14 protein-coding genes are annotated in these 17,794 nt (G+C 70.9%); 8 read left to right on the forward strand and 6 right to left on the reverse strand.

What is annotated here, in order from left to right:
- Positions 1 to 3: 3 nt before the first annotated feature.
- Positions 4 to 765, reverse strand: coding sequence for a glycoside hydrolase family 16 protein (locus CRP27_RS09190; RefSeq protein WP_097180417.1), 762 nt, complete (start codon positions 763 to 765; stop codon positions 4 to 6).
- A 467-nt stretch (positions 766 to 1,232) separates the two neighbouring features.
- Positions 1,233 to 1,865: a TetR/AcrR family transcriptional regulator gene (locus tag CRP27_RS09195; RefSeq protein ID WP_097180418.1), complete on the reverse strand. Its 633-nt coding sequence runs from the start codon at positions 1,863 to 1,865 to the stop codon at positions 1,233 to 1,235.
- 85 nt (positions 1,866 to 1,950) lie between these two features.
- On the opposite strand from CRP27_RS09195, the gene CRP27_RS09200 reads away from it, so the two are divergent.
- Positions 1,951 to 2,907, forward strand: coding sequence for a zinc-binding dehydrogenase (locus CRP27_RS09200; protein ID WP_097180419.1), 957 nt, complete (start codon positions 1,951 to 1,953; stop codon positions 2,905 to 2,907).
- Between the two features lie 91 nt (positions 2,908 to 2,998).
- Here CRP27_RS09200 and CRP27_RS09205 read toward each other — a convergent pair whose 3' ends face one another.
- Positions 2,999 to 3,211 (reverse strand): cold-shock protein, encoded by a 213-nt coding sequence (locus tag CRP27_RS09205; protein ID WP_097180420.1) that lies wholly within the window; start codon positions 3,209 to 3,211, stop codon positions 2,999 to 3,001.
- Between the two features lie 11 nt (positions 3,212 to 3,222).
- The gene (locus CRP27_RS09210) at positions 3,223 to 4,332 is read right to left on the reverse strand and encodes an acyl-CoA desaturase (protein WP_097180421.1); all 1,110 of its coding nucleotides are present in this window, start codon (positions 4,330 to 4,332) and stop codon (positions 3,223 to 3,225) included.
- Between the two features lie 201 nt (positions 4,333 to 4,533).
- On the opposite strand from CRP27_RS09210, the gene CRP27_RS09215 reads away from it, so the two are divergent.
- Entirely contained in the window at positions 4,534 to 5,565 is a 1,032-nt protein-coding gene (locus CRP27_RS09215) for an LLM class flavin-dependent oxidoreductase (protein WP_097180422.1), read from the forward strand.
- A 77-nt stretch (positions 5,566 to 5,642) separates the two neighbouring features.
- Here the strand turns inward: CRP27_RS09215 and CRP27_RS09220 are convergent, their stop codons facing one another.
- Entirely contained in the window at positions 5,643 to 6,275 is a 633-nt protein-coding gene (locus tag CRP27_RS09220) for a hypothetical protein (RefSeq protein WP_097180992.1), read from the reverse strand.
- Between the two features lie 254 nt (positions 6,276 to 6,529).
- Here CRP27_RS09220 and CRP27_RS09225 point away from each other — a divergent pair, with 254 nt between their 5' ends.
- Both CRP27_RS09225 and CRP27_RS09230 read left to right on the forward strand, forming a co-directional pair.
- Complete coding sequence (locus tag CRP27_RS09225; protein ID WP_097180993.1) at positions 6,530 to 8,404, forward strand: alkyl/aryl-sulfatase; 1,875 nt, start codon at positions 6,530 to 6,532, stop codon at positions 8,402 to 8,404.
- A 32-nt stretch (positions 8,405 to 8,436) separates the two neighbouring features.
- Entirely contained in the window at positions 8,437 to 8,931 is a 495-nt protein-coding gene (locus tag CRP27_RS09230) for a DUF1269 domain-containing protein (protein WP_097180423.1), read from the forward strand.
- A gap of 27 nt (positions 8,932 to 8,958) precedes the next feature.
- Here the strand turns inward: CRP27_RS09230 and CRP27_RS09235 are convergent, their stop codons facing one another.
- On the reverse strand, positions 8,959 to 9,900 hold the full coding sequence (locus CRP27_RS09235) for a formylglycine-generating enzyme family protein (RefSeq protein ID WP_255257516.1): 942 nt from the start codon (positions 9,898 to 9,900) through the stop codon (positions 8,959 to 8,961).
- Positions 9,901 to 10,096: 196 nt separating this feature from the next.
- On the opposite strand from CRP27_RS09235, the gene CRP27_RS09240 reads away from it, so the two are divergent.
- Genes CRP27_RS09240 through CRP27_RS09255 form a run of 4 tightly spaced genes read left to right on the forward strand, consistent with a single transcriptional unit; the run spans position 10,097 to position 17,702 of the window.
- Entirely contained in the window at positions 10,097 to 10,990 is an 894-nt protein-coding gene (locus CRP27_RS09240; protein WP_097180425.1) for a mechanosensitive ion channel family protein, read from the forward strand.
- Between the two features lie 15 nt (positions 10,991 to 11,005).
- Positions 11,006 to 13,348 carry an arylsulfatase gene (locus CRP27_RS09245; protein WP_097180426.1) on the forward strand — a complete coding sequence of 781 codons (2,343 nt, stop codon included), beginning with the start codon at positions 11,006 to 11,008 and terminating at the stop codon, positions 13,346 to 13,348.
- A 7-nt stretch (positions 13,349 to 13,355) separates the two neighbouring features.
- Positions 13,356 to 15,050 carry a SulP family inorganic anion transporter gene (locus tag CRP27_RS09250; RefSeq protein WP_097180427.1) on the forward strand — a complete coding sequence of 565 codons (1,695 nt, stop codon included), beginning with the start codon at positions 13,356 to 13,358 and terminating at the stop codon, positions 15,048 to 15,050.
- A 51-nt stretch (positions 15,051 to 15,101) separates the two neighbouring features.
- A complete protein-coding gene (locus CRP27_RS09255) occupies positions 15,102 to 17,702 on the forward strand; it encodes a LuxR C-terminal-related transcriptional regulator (RefSeq protein WP_097180428.1) in 2,601 nt (866 codons plus the stop codon).
- The last annotated feature ends 92 nt before the right edge of the window (positions 17,703 to 17,794 follow it).

Consider the following 17,794-nt stretch of genomic DNA (forward strand, 5'->3'; position numbering starts at 1 on the left):
GGGTCACTTCACGTAGTCGTACGTCGTGAACCAGTCGATGTAGAGGTGCCCCTGCTTTCCCCAGTTCCCGACCTGGAACATGTACCGATGCCCGGTCGTCGGGACGTCCCGCGTGATCGTCTTGATGACCTTGCCGTCGAGCTGGTAGGTCACCGACTTCCCCGGGATCCACTCGATCGAGTAGGTGTGCCAGGCCCGCCACGACACACCCGTCCAGTGCTCGGTGGTGTTCATCTCCCGGCCGGGGGTCATCGAGTGCTGGAACACCATCGGCGACGCCTCGAAGTTGCCCTCCGGGTAGTCGATCTCGCCGTCGGCCCAGCGGTTCGAGTTCGGCCAGAGCATGAACGCCGCACCGTTCCCGTCGCCGCCGGTCGCCCGGGCCCGGACGGTGAACTTCCCGCCGACGTGGGTCCAGGCCTCCTGAGCGGTGCCGAACGTCCCGGCCGCGCCCTTCTTCCCGTCGAGCAGGACGTCCATCACACCGTCGTGGCCGCTGATCTGCGACCCGGAGAAGTACATGCCGCCCGTCCCGTCCGGGTACGGCTGCCAGTTCTTCGCGTAGGTCTTCGCGAACTTCCCCTTGGCCGCGACGGCCGTGGTGCCGAAGTTCTCGATGACCCGTTGCTTGAACTTGCCGATGTTGCCGACGGGCGCCCCAGCGGCGGCCTCGGCGGTGGAGCTCTGCCCCACCGGTACGGCGATGATCATGGCGCTGAGGAGGACGGCCGCGACCGTCACCCGCACCGTCGAGCGCTGCTGCATGCGCTGTCACTCCCTCGGTGACCCGCGGCGCCCGTCCCGAGGCGCCGGAACGACCGGGTGTCGGCCGTTCGCCGTGAACGCTAATCGGCGCAGGGACGCGGATCCGGGCAGCTCCGTCCCCAGTACGAGGGTGCGCCGGTACCCAGTCCGAGGGTGTGCGGGGCGGTCTGTCCCCCTGGTCGTTCCGGGCGTACCTGCCGGGATCGGGCGTACTTGCCAAGAACTTTCGACCAGGTACGCCCGATTTCACTTTCCATCGTGGGCGCTCTGGGAAGGAACGTCACGGCCACACCACCACGGGCCTGGAGGCGCGGGGCGGGCCCGCACCGCGCCTCCAGGCCGTCAGGCGGTTGCGCCCGGCAACGCGGCGCGCGCGAGACTCGCGCCGGGCGACCGATCTCGCGTCCGCGAACGCGAGGAACGTCGCCCAGGCCGAGACTCGGCGTCGCGGACGAGCGCCACCCGCGTCAGACCGCGACGCGGAGCGCCGCGCCCGCGACACGGGCCGGCTCGGGCAAGCGCTCGTTCGTGGCCGATGCCCGGAACGAGTCGAGCGCGAGCGCCGCGAACCGCCGGGCGGCGACGAGCCGCTCCCCCGGGTCGTCGCCGCGGAGTCCTCGCGCGGCCAGCAGCACGAGCACCAGGTCGTCGACGACGAAGTCCGCCCGGAGCTGCCCCGCCGCCTTCGCCCGGACCGCGAGCCCCGCCATCGCGTGCAGGAGCTCGGCGCGGTGCCGGGTGAGCCGGTCGGACACCTGCCCCGCGGCGACGAGCGCGTCGACGAACCCCTGGTTGCGGGCGTTCAGCTCGACGGTCCGCTCGACGACGGAGCGCAGTCCGTGCCAGGGGTCGGGGTGCGCGGCTCCCTCGAGGACGATGGCGCGGCACAGGTCGAGTTCGTCCTCGAACGCCGCGTCGACGAGGTCCTGCCTGGTCGGGAAGCGCCGGTAGAGCGTGGCGGGTCCGACCCCGGCGTGCCGGGCGACCTCGCGCATCGTGACGTCGAGGCCGCGCGCACCGAACAGGTCGCGGGCCGCCTGCAGCAGGCGGTCGCGGTTCTCCTGCGCGTCGGCGCGGAGGTGAGACAGATCGTTGTGCATCGCTCTCACTCTAGCCAAGTGGACGCGGGCGTCCGTTAGCGTCGCTCCGTCCTGGTCCGACCCCCGGGATCTCGAAGGAGCAGTCATGCGCGCCGTCACGATCGAACGGTTCGGACCCCCGGAGGGCCTCGTCCCGACCGACCTCCCCGATCCTCTCCCGGGCCCCGGCCAGGTCGTCATCGCGGCCGAGGCGACCGGCGTCGGCGGCGTCGACGCGGTGATCCGCCGCGGCACCATCGGACGCGCCGGCATCGAGCCCGGGTACGTCCCCGGCAGCGAGGCGGCGGGGACGGTCGTCGCCGTCGCGGAGGACGTCGACCGGGCGTGGCTCGGCCGCCGGGTGTGGGCGTTCACGGGCGTCGGCGGCGCGTACGCCGAGCAGGTCGTCGCGGCGGCCGGTGACCTCACACCGCTCGAGGACGGGTTCAGCGCGATCGACGCCGTCGCACTCGGGTCCGCCGCGCCGGTGGCCCGGTTCGCACTCGGGCACGGGCACCTCGCGGCCGGCGAGCGGGTCCTGGTCCGCGGCGCCGCCGGCAGCATCGGCATCGCCGCCGTCGAGCTCGCGGTGCGGCTCGGGGCGTCGGCCGTCGCGGTGACGGCGGGATCGCCCGCCCGCGGGGATCGGCTCCGTGCGCTCGGCGCGACCCACGTCCTCGACCGGCAAGGGCAGGGTGACGGACCGTCGTCGTACGACCTCGTGCTCGACATCGTCGGCGGGCCCGCGATGTCGGACTTCCTCGACCGGCTCGCACCCAACGGCCGGCTCGTGCTCGTCGGCGCGGTGGCCGGGATGCCGCTGGCGGACTTCGGCGGCCGGCTGCTCGCGGCGTTCCAGCAGTCGCGGTCCTTCGCGACGTTCAGCCTCGACTCCGTGCCGCGCGACGCGCTGGCCGCGGAGCGGGCCGAGCTGTTCCGGTCGGCCGCGGCCGGCACGCTGACGGCGGTCGTCGACGACGTCCTGCCGCTCGCGGACGCGGCGGCGGCGCACCGCCGGATGGACGACGGCGAGGTGTTCGGACGGATCGTCCTGACGCCCTAGACCGGACCAGTGACGGACGGGAGGCACGGTGCCAGCTGGCACCGTGCCTCCTGTCCGTCACGTGGTGACGTCCGTCATCCGTCGGCCTGCGTCAGCCGCGGATCACCGAGATCTTGTCCGCCTGCGGACCCTTCTTGCCGGGCCCGACCTCGTAGCGCACGTGCTCTGATCCCTCGAGGGAGCGGAGCCCCTGCGTGACGACGATGCTGGAGAAGTGGGCGAACAGGTCCTGGGATCCGTCGTCCGGGGTGATGAAACCGAACCCCTTGCTGCTGTCGAACCACTTCACGGTTCCGGTGGGCATGTTCCCCGCCCCTAGTGGATGCGCAGTTGCGCGACCATCGGGCAGGCGAACGGGTCACGTGCGGCGAGCCCGACGCGGTTGAGGTACCGGACGACGATGCCGTAGGAGCGCAGCAGCGTGGTCTCGGTGTAGGGCACGTCGAGCGTGTCGCAGTGGTCCCGGACGAGCAGGCGCGCCTGCTTCAGGGCCGGACGCGGCATCGAGGGGAACAGGTGGTGCTCGACCTGGTAGTTCAGGCCGCCCATCAGGAACGAGACCCACCAGCCGCCGCGGATGTTGCGGGAGGTGCGGACCTGGCGGGAGAAGAAGTCGACCTTCGCGTCGTGCGCGATCGTCGGCATGCCCTTGTGGTTCGGGGCGAACGAGGCACCCATCATCACGCCGAAGACGGCGAGCTGCACCCCGAGGAACGCGCACGCCATGCCGAACGGCAGGAACCAGAACACGATCGTCAGGTAGATGCCGAAGCGGGCGACGAGCAGACCGGCCTCGATGAAGCGGTGCTTGACGTCGGCCTTCGTGCCGTTCCCGGTGACGATCGACATGACCGCGTAGCGGTGCAGGTTGAGGCCCTCGAGCGTGAGCAGCGGGAAGAACAGCCAGCCCTGGAAGCGCATGAACGTCGTCATGAGCGGGCCCTTGACGGCCGCGGCGTCCTCCGGCAGGAACCGGATGCCGTCCGGCGCGATGTCCGGGTCCTTGCCCACGGTGTTCGGGTTGCCGTGGTGGCGGGTGTGCTTGTTCATCCACCACGAGTAGCTGAGGCCCACCAGGAACGTGCCGATGTAGCGGCCGGCGTGGTCGTTCCACCGCTGCGAGGCGAAGACCTGCCGGTGCGCGGCTTCGTGCGAGAGGAACGCGAACTGCGTGAAGATGACGCCGAGGGCTCCGGCGACGATGAGCTGGAACCAGGAGTCGCCGAGGAACGCGAACGCGACCCAGGCGAGCGCCAGGGTCCCGATCAGGCTGCCGAACAGCGACCAGTAGAACCCGGTGCGACGGCGCAGGAGGCCGTTCTCCTTCACCTGCGCCAGGAGCGAGGAGTAGGTCGAGGTGCCGTTGCGGCTCCCCGATCCGGGACGAGTGCGGGTGTAACCCGGCGCGAGCGGAGTGGTGGTCATCAGGACCGACCTTCCGTTACGGATCGGTCCTTCAACCGGTACGAGGGAGTTCACGCATCTGCGCTTGACGCGACCCTAGGGGCCGAAGATGCGTGTTCGCCTGGCAGTCCGGTTTGCGTCGGTCCGCGGTTCGGGGGACCCCGGTGCAGCCCGCGCGCGCCGTCTGCAGCCCGTCTGCTGCCGGTCTGGCACGATCGGGGCATGCCCCTCGACGGAACTCCCCTGGAACGGCTCGGCTTCCTGACCATCGGGTCGTTCGACCCCGCCCGGCCGTCCGCGGGCCACGAGGACACGCTGCGGGTCATCGAGCGCGCCGAGGCACTCGGCTTCGACAGCGCCTGGCTCCGGCACCGACACCTGCAGCACGGCATCTCCTCCCCCGTGGCGGTGATGGCAGCCGCCTCGCAGCGGACGTCGCGGATCGACCTCGGCACCGCGGTCACGCCGATCGGGGCGGAGAACCCCTTCCGGCTCGCCGAGGACCTCAGCACCGTCGACGTGCTGTTGGGCGGACGGCTGAACCCCGGCTTCTCGGTCGGCACCCCGATGCACTACGACCTGTACCGCGAGGCGATCTACCCCGACACCGCCGACCAGGAGGACCTCGGGAACGACCGTCTGCTGCGGTTCCGCGACCTCGTGCGAGGCGACACGGTGACCGGAACCGACGCCGTCGAACGTCGAGGGATCGAGGAGTTCGCGAGCACCGTCCAGCCGCACAGCCCCGGCCTCGTGGACCGGATCTGGTACGGGACCGGCAGCACCAGATCAGCGGTGTGGGCCGGCGAGAACGGCTTCCACCTGCTGACCTCGAGCGTCACGCGCAGCGAGGACGGCACCGACTTCGCCACGAACCAGCGGGCGCAGATCGACGCGTACCTCGCAGCCCACCCCGACCCCGGCACCGCCCGGGTCTCGCAGGGCCTGGTCGTCATCCCGACCGACACCGCGACACGGGAGCAGGAGGCCCGCTACCGCGCGTACGCCGACGGGCGCTCCGGGCGGGTCGGCGTGCCGATGGGGCCGGCGGGCATGCTCTTCGCCGCCGACCTCGTCGGGTCCTCCGCGGAGATCGCGGACCGGTTGCGCGCCGATGCCGGGTACCAGGCGGTCACCGAGGTCGCCTTCGCCCTGCCGTTCGCCTTCGAGCCGGAGGACTACGCGCAGATCATCACGGACATGGCGGAGCGGCTCGGGCCGGAGCTGGGGTGGGAGCCGGAGCCAGCGGTCTGAGAACACGTCGGATCCTCGGACCGGAGGCGCAGTGGTCTGCCACGGGCCGACCCCGACGCTCCCGACCCCCGGTGGGATCACAGGTCGATCGGGAACAGCGCGAGCAGTACCACGCCACCCGCTGCGCCGACGAGTGCCGTGACGAGCAGTGTGGTCCGCGCCCAGTCCTGGAGCTCGCGTTGGGAGATGGCGGTGAGGAAGAGCACGAGGGCGAAGAGCACGGTGAGCAGCGTGTAGTCGTCCGAGAGCTGGTTCGTCTCGAGCGCGCGTGCGAACTCGGTGTCGGCGCGGTGGTTGAGCTGATCAGCGCGCACCTGCCCTTCGGGGACGTACGCCTTCGTCGCGAACGGTCCGTTCGCAGCCCGTCCGTTCGCCTCCCACTGCTCGAATGCTGTCCGGAGCTCCGCGGAGAACCGCTCCTGGACGTAGCTGCGGAGTGCCGCGTCGTCGCGGCCGTCGGCGAGGACCCACTGCACCCAGATGGTGAGGTCCCACTGGCGAGCGTCACGTGCCTGCGAGGCGGCGTCGCCTGCTTGGACACGGGCGCTGGAGGCCTGGCTGAAGGAGATCGACATCTCCCCGCTCCACTTCGACGCCTGGAACCCGCACCAGGCGGTCAGTACGGCAGTCAGGGACAGCAGGACGACCGTGACGAGATCACGGCGTTCCGTCCACCGCCCGGTTCGACCCGAACTGTCTGCCGCCGTCATGATCCACCCTTCGACCCGAGACCGCTCAGCCTCGTCGGGATCCGCGTGCCCGTCGTCGCCCGGAGCGGGTGAACACCGCTCGACGAGCGCGGCGGCGTCGCCGTCGTCGTCATCGAGACGAATCACCCGAGACGGGGGAAGCACACGGCAGCAGACCGCAGCACAGTGTCGGCATCGCCGAGTCCTGCTCGTCACGGCCGGTGATCAGCCGCGTACCGGATCGCGGCGCCGACGGCGACCAGGAGGAGAACACCATGAGGCAGAACGACGCATCGGAAGCCATCCGCCAGCAGCAGGCCGACCTCCTGCAGTCACTCCCGATGAGCGACCGACGTGACTTCGCCAGTGCGGACCGGGGGTTCGTCGCCGCACTGACGCCGGGGCAGGTTCGCACCGACACCGGCGACGTCATCTGGGACGCCGACGCGTCCGAGTACCTGCGCGGCGACGCCCCCGACACCGTGAACCCGAGCCTCTGGCGGCAGTCCGTGCTGGTCGCGAAACAGGGGCTCTTCGAGGTCGTCGAGGGCATCTACCAGGTGCGCGGACTCGACCTGTCGAACGTGACGTTCGTCGAAGGTGACACAGGGGTGATCGTCATCGACCCGCTGATCTCGGCGGAGACCGCCGCGGCGGCGCTGGCGCTCTACCGGGAACACCGCGGCGCCCGAACCGTCGTCGCCGTCATCTTCACCCACAGCCACATCGACCACTTCGGCGGCGTCCTGGGCGTCACCACGAAGGACGACGTCGCATCGGGGAACGTGCAGGTGATCGCACCCGAGGGCACCGTCGCGGAGGCCGTGGCAGAGAACGTGTACGCCGGCACCGCGATGGGCCGACGGGCCGGGTACATGTACGGCGCAGCGCTGGAGCGGGGCCCAGCGGGGATGGTCGGTGCCGGCCTCGGGCTGACCACCTCGACCGGGCACGCCGGGATCGTCGCGCCGACGCTGGAGATCACCACCAGCGGGGAACGGCACACCATCGACGGGATCGAGATCGAGTTCCAGATGGCGCCCGGAACGGAAGCACCCGCCGAGATGCACTTCCTGTTTCCCGGACGTCGAGCACTGTGCATGGCTGAGAACGCCACGCACACCCTGCACAACCTCTTGACCCTCCGCGGCGCGCTCGTGCGCGACCCGCACGGGTGGTCCCGGTACCTCTCGGAGGCGATCGAACTCTTCTCCGACCGCACGGACGTCCTCTTCACCTCACACCACTGGCCGACGTGGGGTCGCGATGCGATCCGGGAGTTCCTCGAGCTGCAACGCGACCTGTACGCGTACCTGCACGACCAGACGCTCCGCATGCTCAACCGTGGGCTCAACGGTGCGGAGATCGCGGAGGAGATGCAGTTGCCGCCCGCGTTGGAGAACGCCTGGCACGCGCACGGCTACTACGGGTCGGTCAGCCACAACGTGAAGGCGATCTACCAGCGGTACATGGGCTGGTTCGACGGCAACCCCGCCCGGCTCTGGCCGCACCCCCCGAAGCCCCTCGCCGAACGGTACGTCGGCGCAATCGGCGGACTCGACCGGGTCGTCGAGCTCGCGCAGGTCGCCTACGACGTCGGCGACTTCCGGTGGGCCGCCACGCTCCTCGACCACGCGATCTTCGCAGACCCCGACCACGGCCCGGCCAGGACGCTGTACGCGGACACGCTCGAGCAGCTCGCGTACGGCGCCGAGAACGGCACGTGGCGGAACTTCTTCCTCTCCGGCGCGACCGAGCTCCGGGGGGAGAACTTCGGCACCCCCACCACGACGAACGCGCCGGAGATCCTCGCGCAGCTCACCGCACCGCAGCTGTTCGACGCGATCGCCATCACCGTCGACGGACCCCGCGCCTGGGATCTCACGCTGGCGTTGGACATCGTGCTCGAGGACGAACAGACCTCGTACCGGCTCACCCTCCGCAACGGCGCCCTGGTGTACGTCGAGAAGGCGGCCAACCCGTCGACCGCGGACGTCACGCTGACACTGACGAAGAGCCGGCTGCTCCGCCTCGTCGGCGGCGACACCAGCGCGAACGGACTGCAGGTGCTGGGCGACCAGACCGTGCTGTCGACACTGCTGTCCGTCCTGCAGCCGGGAGACCCCTCGTTCAACATCGTCGTGCCGTAGGGCCCCGTGTTGAGTACGTCGGAAGGAGCGTGATGTCCGAGCTGATCGTGATCGCGTTCGACGACGAGACACGAGCGCGCGCCACCTTCGATGCGGTGCAAGACCTCGGCGACCGGCTCGTGATCGACATCGCCGGCATCGCGTTCGTCCACATCGACGAACACGGGAAGCTCCATCTCGAGAGCCCGGACAGGACGTCGGACCTCGCGACGCGGGCGGCGACGAGCGCGGTCTTCGGGACGGTCCTCGGGGCGCTCTTCTTCATCCCACTGCTGGGACTCGCCGCGGGCGGCGCGATCGGCGCCCTGTTCGCCGGCCTCGACCGGACGAACGTCGACGCTGCGTTCCGAGGACGCGTCAGGGCGGCCGTCCCGAACGGCCACTCCGCCGTGGTCGTCTACGCCACTCGGGTCCAGAGTGACGAGTTCGACGACGGCCTGCACGGCTCCGGCGGCGACATCGTACGCACCACCTTGACCGACTCCGACGAACAGGAACTCGTCCGGGAGATGCGCGCCTTCGACTAGGCCGTCCCCGGAAGCGGGCACTGCTCGTCAGCCTCGTCGCTCGCCCTGGCGAGCGACCGTCCGGAAGCCGGCGTTGCCCATCGACGAGTCCGGGGTGTTGGACGACCGCGCCGCGTTCCGGTACCGGTTGCAGTACGAGTCGTGGCAGAGGTACGAACCGCCGCGCATGACCCGGGCGTCCTGCGCCGCGTTCCGGGCCGGCGGTCCGACCGGCTCGTGCACGAGTCCGGCTGCCGCGTCCGCCGCGTAGGTCTCCTCGGCCCAGACGTCGCTGCACCACTCCCAGACGTTCCCGACCGTCTGCCACAGCCCGTAGCCGTTCGGCTGGAAGCTCCGTACCGGCGCCGTCGTCGCGTACCCGTCCTCGGCCGTGTTCACGGTGGGGAACGTCCCCTGCCAGATGTTCACCCGCCACCGGGGTGCGTCGGTGTCGGCGAGGTCGTTACCCCACGGGTACCGGGCCCCCTCGAGACCGCCGCGGGACGCCGCTTCCCACTGCGCCTCGGTGGGGAGCGCCCGCCCCGCCCACCGCGCGTACGCCGACGCGTCGTTCCAGCTCACGTGCACGACGGGGTGGTCGCCGAGCCCGACGAGGTCGGACCTCGGGCCGCCCGGGTGGCTCCAGTCGGCCCCGCGGACACCGAGCCACCACGGAGTCTGCGGCGGCTGGCCGAGTACGTCCTCGTCGTCGGCGGCCAGCGCGAGGTGGAACACCGCCGAGTACCCGAAGCGCTCGGCCTCCGTCCGGTACCCGGTCGCGTCGACGAAGCGGGCGAAGTCGTCGTTCGTCACCGAGGTGACGTCGATGTCGAACGCCGCGAGTGAGACGAAGTGCGCCGGTTGCTCGCCGTCGGCCCACTTCCCGTCACCGAGGGTGTCCCCCATCAGGAACGTCTGGGCCGGGATCCGCGCCTGCTCCACCCCGTGGTGGTGCTCGCCGGTGCGCGGCCCGCGGTCGGTCGCGGTCACCGTCTCTGTCGGACGATCGAACGACGGCGCGCAGCACGCGTGGTCGTGGTGAGCGGACTCCTCCATGCGGAACAGCCCACCACCGGCGTCGTGCCGAGGCCTCACCCTGGCCGGGTGAAGAACGGCACCGGTACGAGCCGTACCGTCACCGACCACCGGAGGAACGGCCGGAGGGACGAGCGAAGGGACGACGGGCATGCTGGACGACCTCGTCGACGACCTCCTGAAGAACTCCTCGTTCGGGCTGTGGGACGTGCTCCTCGCCGCCGCGGTCCTGGTCGCCGGCTGGTTCGCCTCGGTCTGGGCGCGACGTGGCACGGCGAAGATCCTGGCGCGGTGGAGCGGGCTCGCGCCGAGCTCGACGAACCTCGTGGCGCGGCTGGTGCGGTACGCGATCCTGCTGCTCACCGTGGGTGTCGTCCTGACCGTGCTCGGCGCCCCGCTGCAACCCGTGCTCGCCGCGGTCATCATCATCGGGATCGTGGCCTTCCTGGCGCTCCGTGGTATCGCCGCGAACTTCGGCGCGGGACTCGTGATCCAGGCGCGCCGACCGGTCACGATCGGCGACCACATCGAGCTGGCGGACGTCGACGGACGCATCATCGAGCTGACGGGTCGCGCGGTGCTGCTGCTGACCTCGGACGGTCGGACCGTCCGGGTCCCGAACACGATGCTCCTCGAGGGACCGCTCACCAACGCGTCCGAGACGGGGCGGTTGCGGAACGAGGTCCGGGTGCGGGTGCACGCGGTCCGTGACCTGGACCAGCTCTCGACGTCGCTCGTGCAGGCCGTCGACCGTGCGGGCGTCCTGCCGGGGTCGACCACCGAGCTGCTGCTCCGCACCTCCACTCCCGACCACGTCGACCTCGACCTGCGGTTCTGGTCGACCTTCGACGAGCGGGAGACCGCTCGGTCCGACGTCGTCCGCGCGGTGCGGGAGGTGATCGGGGCAGCGGGGCTGCGCGGCTCCGTGACGTCGGAGCCCCGGCCGGCGATGCGCGTCGGCGACGATCCGTTGAACACGCCGAACTCACCCGTTCCGGGCGTGGGCCGGGCGTCCGGCGGCCCGGACCCTGGGGAGCACCACTGAACGAGGGAGCGGATCATGGCAAAGCGGTTCTCCGGGAAGATCGAGCTCGACGTGCGCGACTCGGTCTCCGACTGGGACGCGTTCATCCCCGAGAAGGCGGCCCAGGGGTCGCCGAACGTGCTCGTCGTCCTCTACGACGACACCGGTCAGGCAGCGTGGTCGCCGTACGGCGGGCGCATCCAGATGCCGACGATGGAGCGGCTCGCGGCCGGCGGACTGACGTACTCGCAGTGGCACACGACGGCGCTGTGCTCGCCGACGCGGTCGACGCTGCTCACCGGTCGGAACCACCACTCGAACGGGTTCGCGACCATCTCGGAGTCGTCGACCGGGTTCCCGGGCTACAACTCCCACATCCCGCCCGAGAACGCCACCATGGCGAACGTCCTCCGGGACGCCGGGTGGTCGACGTTCTGGGTCGGCAAGAACCACAACGTCCCGATCGACGAGTGGACCGCCGGTGCGTCGAAGAAGAACTGGCCGCTCGCCCAGGGCTACGACCGCTTCTACGGGTTCATCGGCGGTGAGACCAACAACTGGTACCCGTCGCTCGCCGAGGACAACCACTACATCGACCAGCCGTACCTGCCCGAGGACGGCTACCACCTGTCGAAGGACCTCGCCGACCAGGCCCTCAAGATGATCCGCGACTCGAAGCAGACCGAACCGGACAAGCCCTGGTACCTCTGGTTCTGCCCCGGGGCGAACCACGCGCCGCACCACGCGCCGCAGGAGTACATCGACAAGTACAAGGGTGCGTTCGACGACGGGTACGAGGCGTACCGCGAGTGGGTGCTCCCGCGGATGATCGAGCGCGGCCTCCTGCCCGAGGGCACGGAGCTCACGGACGAGAACCCGATGCTGCCGGGGACGTTCTCCGAGACGGACCTCGTCCGCCCCTGGGACGAGTTGAACGACCAGGAACGGACGATGTTCAGCCGGATGGCCGAGGTGTTCGCGGGCTTCTCCGAGTACACCGACGCCCAGGTCGGCCGCATCGTCGACTACCTCGAGGAGTCCGGCCAGCTCGACAACACCCTCGTCATCTACTGCGCGGACAACGGGGCGTCCGGTGAGGGCAGCCCGAACGGCTCGGTCAACGAGGGCAAGATCTTCGGCGGCTACCCGGACGACCTCGAGCAGAACCTGACGATGGTCGACCAGCTCGGCAGCCCGGACACCTACAACCACTACCCGACCGGGTGGGCGATGGCGTTCTCGACGCCGTACCGGATGTTCAAGCGCTACACGTACCAGGGTGGCATCTGCGACCCGCTGGTCATCCACTGGCCCGCCGGCATCGCGTCGCAGGGCGAGGTGCGGAACCAGTACCACCACTCGACCGACATCGTGCCGACGATCCTCGACGCGTGCGGCGTGACGTTCCCGGAGACCTACGCGGGTGTGCCGCAGAACCCGCTGGACGGGGTCTCGATGCGGTACAGCTTCGACTCGGCCGACGCGCCGACCGAGAAGCACACGCAGTACTACGAGATGCTCGGCAACCGCGGCATCTGGCACGACGGGTGGAAGGCGGTCACCGAGCACGGGCCGGTCTCCGGCATCAGCGGGTTCGCCGAGGACCGCTGGCAGCTGTTCCACACCGACGTCGACCGCGCCGAGGCCCACGACCTCGCCGAGGAGCACCCGGAGAAGGTCGAGGAGCTCAAGGCGCTCTGGTTCGAGGAGGCGACGGCGAACGACGTCCTGCCGCTGAACGACCTGCAGATCATCGGGAACCCGAAGGACTTCGAGACCTTCGTCAACATGGAGTTCAAGGTTCCGGTGCCACCCACCGGGCAGTACACCTACTACCCCGGCACGACGGAGGTCCCCGAGCGCTCGGCCGCGAACGTGCACGGCGTCTCGTACCGGATCATCGCGGACGTCGACTTCACCCCGGACACCGAGGGCGTGGTGTTCGCGCACGGATCCCGGTTCGGCGGTCACGCGCTCTACGTCAAGGACGGCCAGCTCACCTACGTGTACAACTTCCTCGGCATCCCGCCGGAGAACGTCGTCCAGGCGCCGGCGCCCACGTCCGGGCGGCACCTCGTCGGGGTGTCGTTCACGAAGGAGGGCATGGGCGAGTACCGCGAGGGCGTCGGTCCGCTCGCGCTGTACATCGACGACGAACAGGTCGCCGAGATGCGCATCCGGACGGTGCTCGGCCACTTCTCGCTCTGCGGTGAAGGGCTCTGCATCGGGTACGACAGCGGCGACGCGGTGACCGCGGCGTACGCGGGTGACCGGTTCGCGTTCCACGACGGCACCATCCACAAGGTCGTGTTCGACATCGCGGACGACGCCTACGTCGACCTCGAGGCGCACCTCGCCGCGGCGTACTCACGCGACTGACCCGACCGTGACGGTCACCACCGACCGCGCCCGCGCGCCGTGGTTCGCCCCGACGCTCCGGCACTACCGGAGCGCCTGGGGCGGACCCGACGTCCTGGCGGGGCTGAGCGCCGGCGCGGTGGTCGTCCCGCAGGCGATGGCGTACGCGACCATCGCCGACCTGCCGGTCCAGGTGGGTCTCTACACCTGCATGGTGCCGATGCTGGTGTACGCGGTGCTCGGCGGCTCCCGGGCGATGAGCGTGTCCACGACGTCGACCATCGCGACCCTCACGGCCACGACCCTCGTCACCGCCGGCGTTGCGGCCGGTTCCCCCGACGCGCTCGGCTCGTTGACCACCCTCACGCTGCTCGTCGGGCTCGTCCTGCTCGCGGCACGCGTGCTCCACCTGGGATCCCTCGTCGAGAACATCAGCTCGGCCACCCTCGTCGGCGTCCAGGTCGGCGTCGGTTCGACCGTCGCAGTCGGGCAGCTGCCGAAGGTCCTGGGCGTCGACACCGGGTTCTCCGGGCACGGGTTCGTCCGCGCGGTGGTGGCAGCGGTCGAGGCGCTCCCCCGGGCGGACGGACCGACGATGCTGCTCGCGGCGGCCTCGATCGCCGTCCTCGTGCTCGGACGTCGCTTCCTGCCGCGGGTGCCGTGGCCGCTCGTCGTCGTCGTGGCGGGCATCGTGCTCGTCGCGATCACCGGGCCGGACGCGGCGGGCGGCCTCCGGCTGATCGACCCGGTGCCGTCCGGTCTGCCCGTCCCCCACCTGCCGACGTTCCAGCACGTGCCGGCGATGCTCCCGGGGGTGTTCGCGATCGCGACGATGGCGTTCCTCGAGTCGGCAGCGGTGGCACGCGGGATCCGCCGCCGTGAGGACCCGCCGATCGACAGCGACCGTGAGCTCCTGGCGACCGCCGCGGCGAGCACCCTGGGTTCGTTCTTCCAGGTCCTGCCCGCCGCCGGCGGCTTCTCGCAGAGCGCGGTCAACCAGGGGGCCGGCGCCCGGTCGCAGCTGTCCGGCATCGTCACCGCCGTGCTCGCGGTCGTCGTGGCGCTGTTCCTCGGCCCGGTGCTCGGGCTGCTGCCGCAGGCGACCCTCGCGGCGCTGGTCTTCACGGCGGTCATCGGCCTGATCGACGTCCGCGCCCTGATCCGGCTCGCCCGCATCAGCCGTCGCGACTTCTGGATCGCCGCGGCGACCGCGTTCGCCGGCCTCACCGTCGGGCTGCTCCCCGCGGTGCTCGTCGGGGTGCTCGGCACCTTCGGGGTCGTGCTCCGCGAGCTGAACCGTGTCCGGATGGACGACGTGCACCGGTCCGGTGGCGACCTCGCGCTGACGGTGGGCGGTCCGCTCTACACCGCGAATGTGCTCGGCTACAGCCGGGCAGTCCTCTCGGCCGTCGACCCGGACACCCGGCGGGTCCTGCTCGACCTGCACCAGATGCGACAGACGTCCGTGACGGTGCTGGACGCCCTCGAGGACCTCGACCACGAACTCGAGGCGCACGGCGTGCAGCTCGTCGTCCTGTCGGTGCCCGATGGTGCCGCCACCGTTGCACGGCGCACGGTGTGGTTCCGTCACCTCGAGGAAGCCGGCCGAGCGCGGACGGCGACAGCCCCAGCCCCAGCCCCAGCCCCAGCCCCAGCCGAGGCTCCCTCACCCGAGAGGGGTGATCCTGTCCCTCCTGAGGCAGACACCGCACAGAACGGATAGTCCCCGACGTAGTGTGTGACCTCATCAGGGCCTTTTCAGGGGAAGGCAAGCATGTACACGCTCGACGAGACGACACGGAGCACACGGACGGAGCTGACGGCGCGGCCGTCCGGCGATGCCCGATCCCGCACGCACGACCGAACCGCGTCCACCACGAGGGCGTTCGACCGACCACGCCTGCTCGCGCAGCTCCGTGCCTTCCGGCGATCCGACCAGCGGCTGCTCACCATCTGGGCCGCTGCGGGCGCCGGCAAGTCCACGCTCCTCGCACAGTGGGCCGCTGCCCTCGCCGAGGACGGCCTGACGGCGCGCTGGCTCACCAGCGCGGACCTCGGTCCGACGACCCACCCGGACGCGACGAGCACGAGCACGAGCACGAGCACGAGCACGAGCATCGTGGACGCCGAGGAGTGGCTCGTGATCGACGACATCGACAGCCTCCTCGACGGACGCGGCGTCGCACCACTCGTCCGGCTCGTCGCATCGCTCCCACCCCGCACCCGTCTCGTCATCGCCGGACGGTACGAGCCCAGCGGGTTCGCCGAGGTCACCCTCGCCGCAGCGGGCCGGGTCGTCATCCCGAACCGCGACCTCGCGTTCACGGTGCAGGAGACGATCGAGCTCGCCTGCTCGTTCGGACTGCGCCTCGCGGTCGCCGACGCCGAGTCCCTCGCGGAGCGGACCGACGGCTGGGCCGCCGGACTGGCACTGGCGATGCCGTACCTCGCGGCGCAGTCCGACCCGGTCGCCGCCATCGCGCAGTTCGACGGCGACCAGCACCAGGTCGCGGACTACCTGCTCGTCCGGGTGCTCGACGCGCTGGACCCGCACGACCGCGACGTCCTGATGCGCACCGCCGTGGGCGTCCACGTGCCACTGGACCTCGCGGTCACCCTCACCCGCCGCCGGGACGCCGGGAGTGTGCTCCGACGGCTCAGTGCCAGGAACGTCCTGGTGGACCCAGACCGCAGCGGGGACGGCTTCCGGTTCCACCCGATCCTCACCAGCTACCTGCGCGCCGAGCTCCGTCGACGGGACGAGCACCTCGCGATCCAGAACCACATGCTCGCGGCCGAGTGGTACGAACTGCACGGCGACCACGACGCCGCGGTCCACCAGGCCTTGCTCTCCCGCGACCTGGGCATGATCGCGCACCAGCTCGAGCGCTCGGGTGCGGCCCTCCTCATGCAAGGGCGGAGCGCGACCGTCACGACCGCGCTCAGGACCCTCGCGAACCTGCCGGACACCCTCGCCATCGCCGTCCTGCGCCTCGGCATGGACATCCCGTCCTTCCCGGACCGGATCGGCAGTCGCGAGCGACTCGCAGAGGCGAAGCGGCTGCTGGCCACGGCGACGCCGGAGAGCGCTCGACGCTGGCGGCCGATGGTGCACGCGATCGAGGCGTTCATGGTCGACGACCCCGACGAGGCGACGGTGCAGCTGCGCGTCCTCGGCGACTTCATGCGCGCGACGCCCATCGAGTCGCTCGACGCGGCCCTCGCGATCCGCTCGGCCATCGCGTCGTTGCTCGCCACCGCCGGGAACCGCACCGACGCCGAGTCCCTCCTGCGCTCACTGCAGGCGACCGCGCTGCGCGCCGGCTACACGTGGGTGTACCTGATCGCAGCCGAGGCACTCGCGGGCCTCGCCGGGAGCGTCGGCGACTGGCGGAGCGCGACGGCGTACGAGCAGCGGACGGCAGCGGTGTCGTTCGACACGTCACCGCCGTACAACCGAGCGACCGCCCGGACGATGCTCATCACCACGGCGTACGCGTACGCGCGGTGCGAGCCGGTGTCGTTCGCCTCGGTGCACCAGATCCACGCCGCAGACCCGACGGGTACCGACCTGGGGCTCCTGCTGCAGGCACGGTCACTGCTGCTCGTCGCCGCGCTCGACGCGTCGCCCGCGCCGCGGGAAGCTCTGTCGCAGCTCGTCCAGCTCGTCCGCGCCGACGGTCGGGACCACCCGCGGGTCGTCGCCACCGTCTCGACCCGGCTCTTCACCTGGTCGCACGCACTCCACGGTCCGCACGCCGCCGCCGACGTCCGCCAGCTCGTCGTCGCGGTCCTCGGCCCGGACTCGCTCGAGGCTCGGACCCTGCGGCTCCTCGCCGCGGGGCGCAACGACCACCTCGCCGAGCGGGCGCTGGCCGAGGTGCTCGACGAGGACCGGAGCGCCTGGACGGGGTCGAGTGTGGTCACCGCACACCTCGTGCTGGCCGCGCGGGCGAAGGACGACGGACGCCGGACGGAGACGACCGAGCGGCTCCGCCGAGCGCTCGAGGTCGCGGAGGAGTTCGGGTACGCCCGCGAGTTCCTCGCGAACCGCGGCTTCGGCGCGCAGCTCGTGTTCGAGGCCCGTGGTTCGTTCGGTGCGCTCGAGGCGTACGCGACGCACGTGCTCGACCTCGCCACGGCCGCGCGGATCCCGCTCGGCGTCGAACGGGCGGACACGATGGTCGCGCTCACCCCGAAGGAGCAGGAGCTGCTCCTGGAACTCCCGGCCCACCAGACGGTGGCCGAGATCGCGGCGAAGCACCACCTCAGCGCGAACACCGTCAAGACGCACCTCCGCAGCATCTACACGAAGCTCGACGTCGGCGGTCGCACCGAGGCCGTCGCCGTCGCCCGCCAGCACGGCCTGCTCTGAGCGTCGCCGGGCGGACTGCTCGGCGGTGGAGCCCGGTTCACCCGGTTCAGGGGACGATCGTGTGTGTCCCCTCGGCGATCATCGGGGTACCG

The organism is Curtobacterium sp. 314Chir4.1, assembly GCF_900215175.1.
Lineage (GTDB): Bacteria > Actinomycetota > Actinomycetes > Actinomycetales > Microbacteriaceae > Curtobacterium > Curtobacterium pusillum_A.

What these genes read in the sequence shown, in the direction of transcription:
- CRP27_RS09190 (WP_097180417.1), bottom strand. Translation starts at nt 765, where the DNA reads ATGCAGCAGCGCTCGACGGTGCGGGTGACGGTCGCGGCCGTCCTCCTC.
- CRP27_RS09195 (WP_097180418.1), bottom strand. Translation starts at nt 1,865, where the DNA reads ATGCACAACGATCTGTCTCACCTCCGCGCCGACGCGCAGGAGAACCGC.
- CRP27_RS09200 (WP_097180419.1), top strand. Translation starts at nt 1,951, where the DNA reads ATGCGCGCCGTCACGATCGAACGGTTCGGACCCCCGGAGGGCCTCGTC.
- CRP27_RS09205 (WP_097180420.1), bottom strand. Translation starts at nt 3,211, where the DNA reads ATGCCCACCGGAACCGTGAAGTGGTTCGACAGCAGCAAGGGGTTCGGT.
- CRP27_RS09210 (WP_097180421.1), bottom strand. Translation starts at nt 4,332, where the DNA reads ATGACCACCACTCCGCTCGCGCCGGGTTACACCCGCACTCGTCCCGGA.
- CRP27_RS09215 (WP_097180422.1), top strand. Translation starts at nt 4,534, where the DNA reads ATGCCCCTCGACGGAACTCCCCTGGAACGGCTCGGCTTCCTGACCATC.
- CRP27_RS09220 (WP_097180992.1), bottom strand. Translation starts at nt 6,275, where the DNA reads ATGACGGCGGCAGACAGTTCGGGTCGAACCGGGCGGTGGACGGAACGC.
- CRP27_RS09225 (WP_097180993.1), top strand. Translation starts at nt 6,530, where the DNA reads ATGAGGCAGAACGACGCATCGGAAGCCATCCGCCAGCAGCAGGCCGAC.
- CRP27_RS09230 (WP_097180423.1), top strand. Translation starts at nt 8,437, where the DNA reads ATGTCCGAGCTGATCGTGATCGCGTTCGACGACGAGACACGAGCGCGC.
- CRP27_RS09240 (WP_097180425.1), top strand. Translation starts at nt 10,097, where the DNA reads ATGCTGGACGACCTCGTCGACGACCTCCTGAAGAACTCCTCGTTCGGG.
- CRP27_RS09245 (WP_097180426.1), top strand. Translation starts at nt 11,006, where the DNA reads ATGGCAAAGCGGTTCTCCGGGAAGATCGAGCTCGACGTGCGCGACTCG.
- CRP27_RS09255 (WP_097180428.1), top strand. Translation starts at nt 15,102, where the DNA reads ATGTACACGCTCGACGAGACGACACGGAGCACACGGACGGAGCTGACG.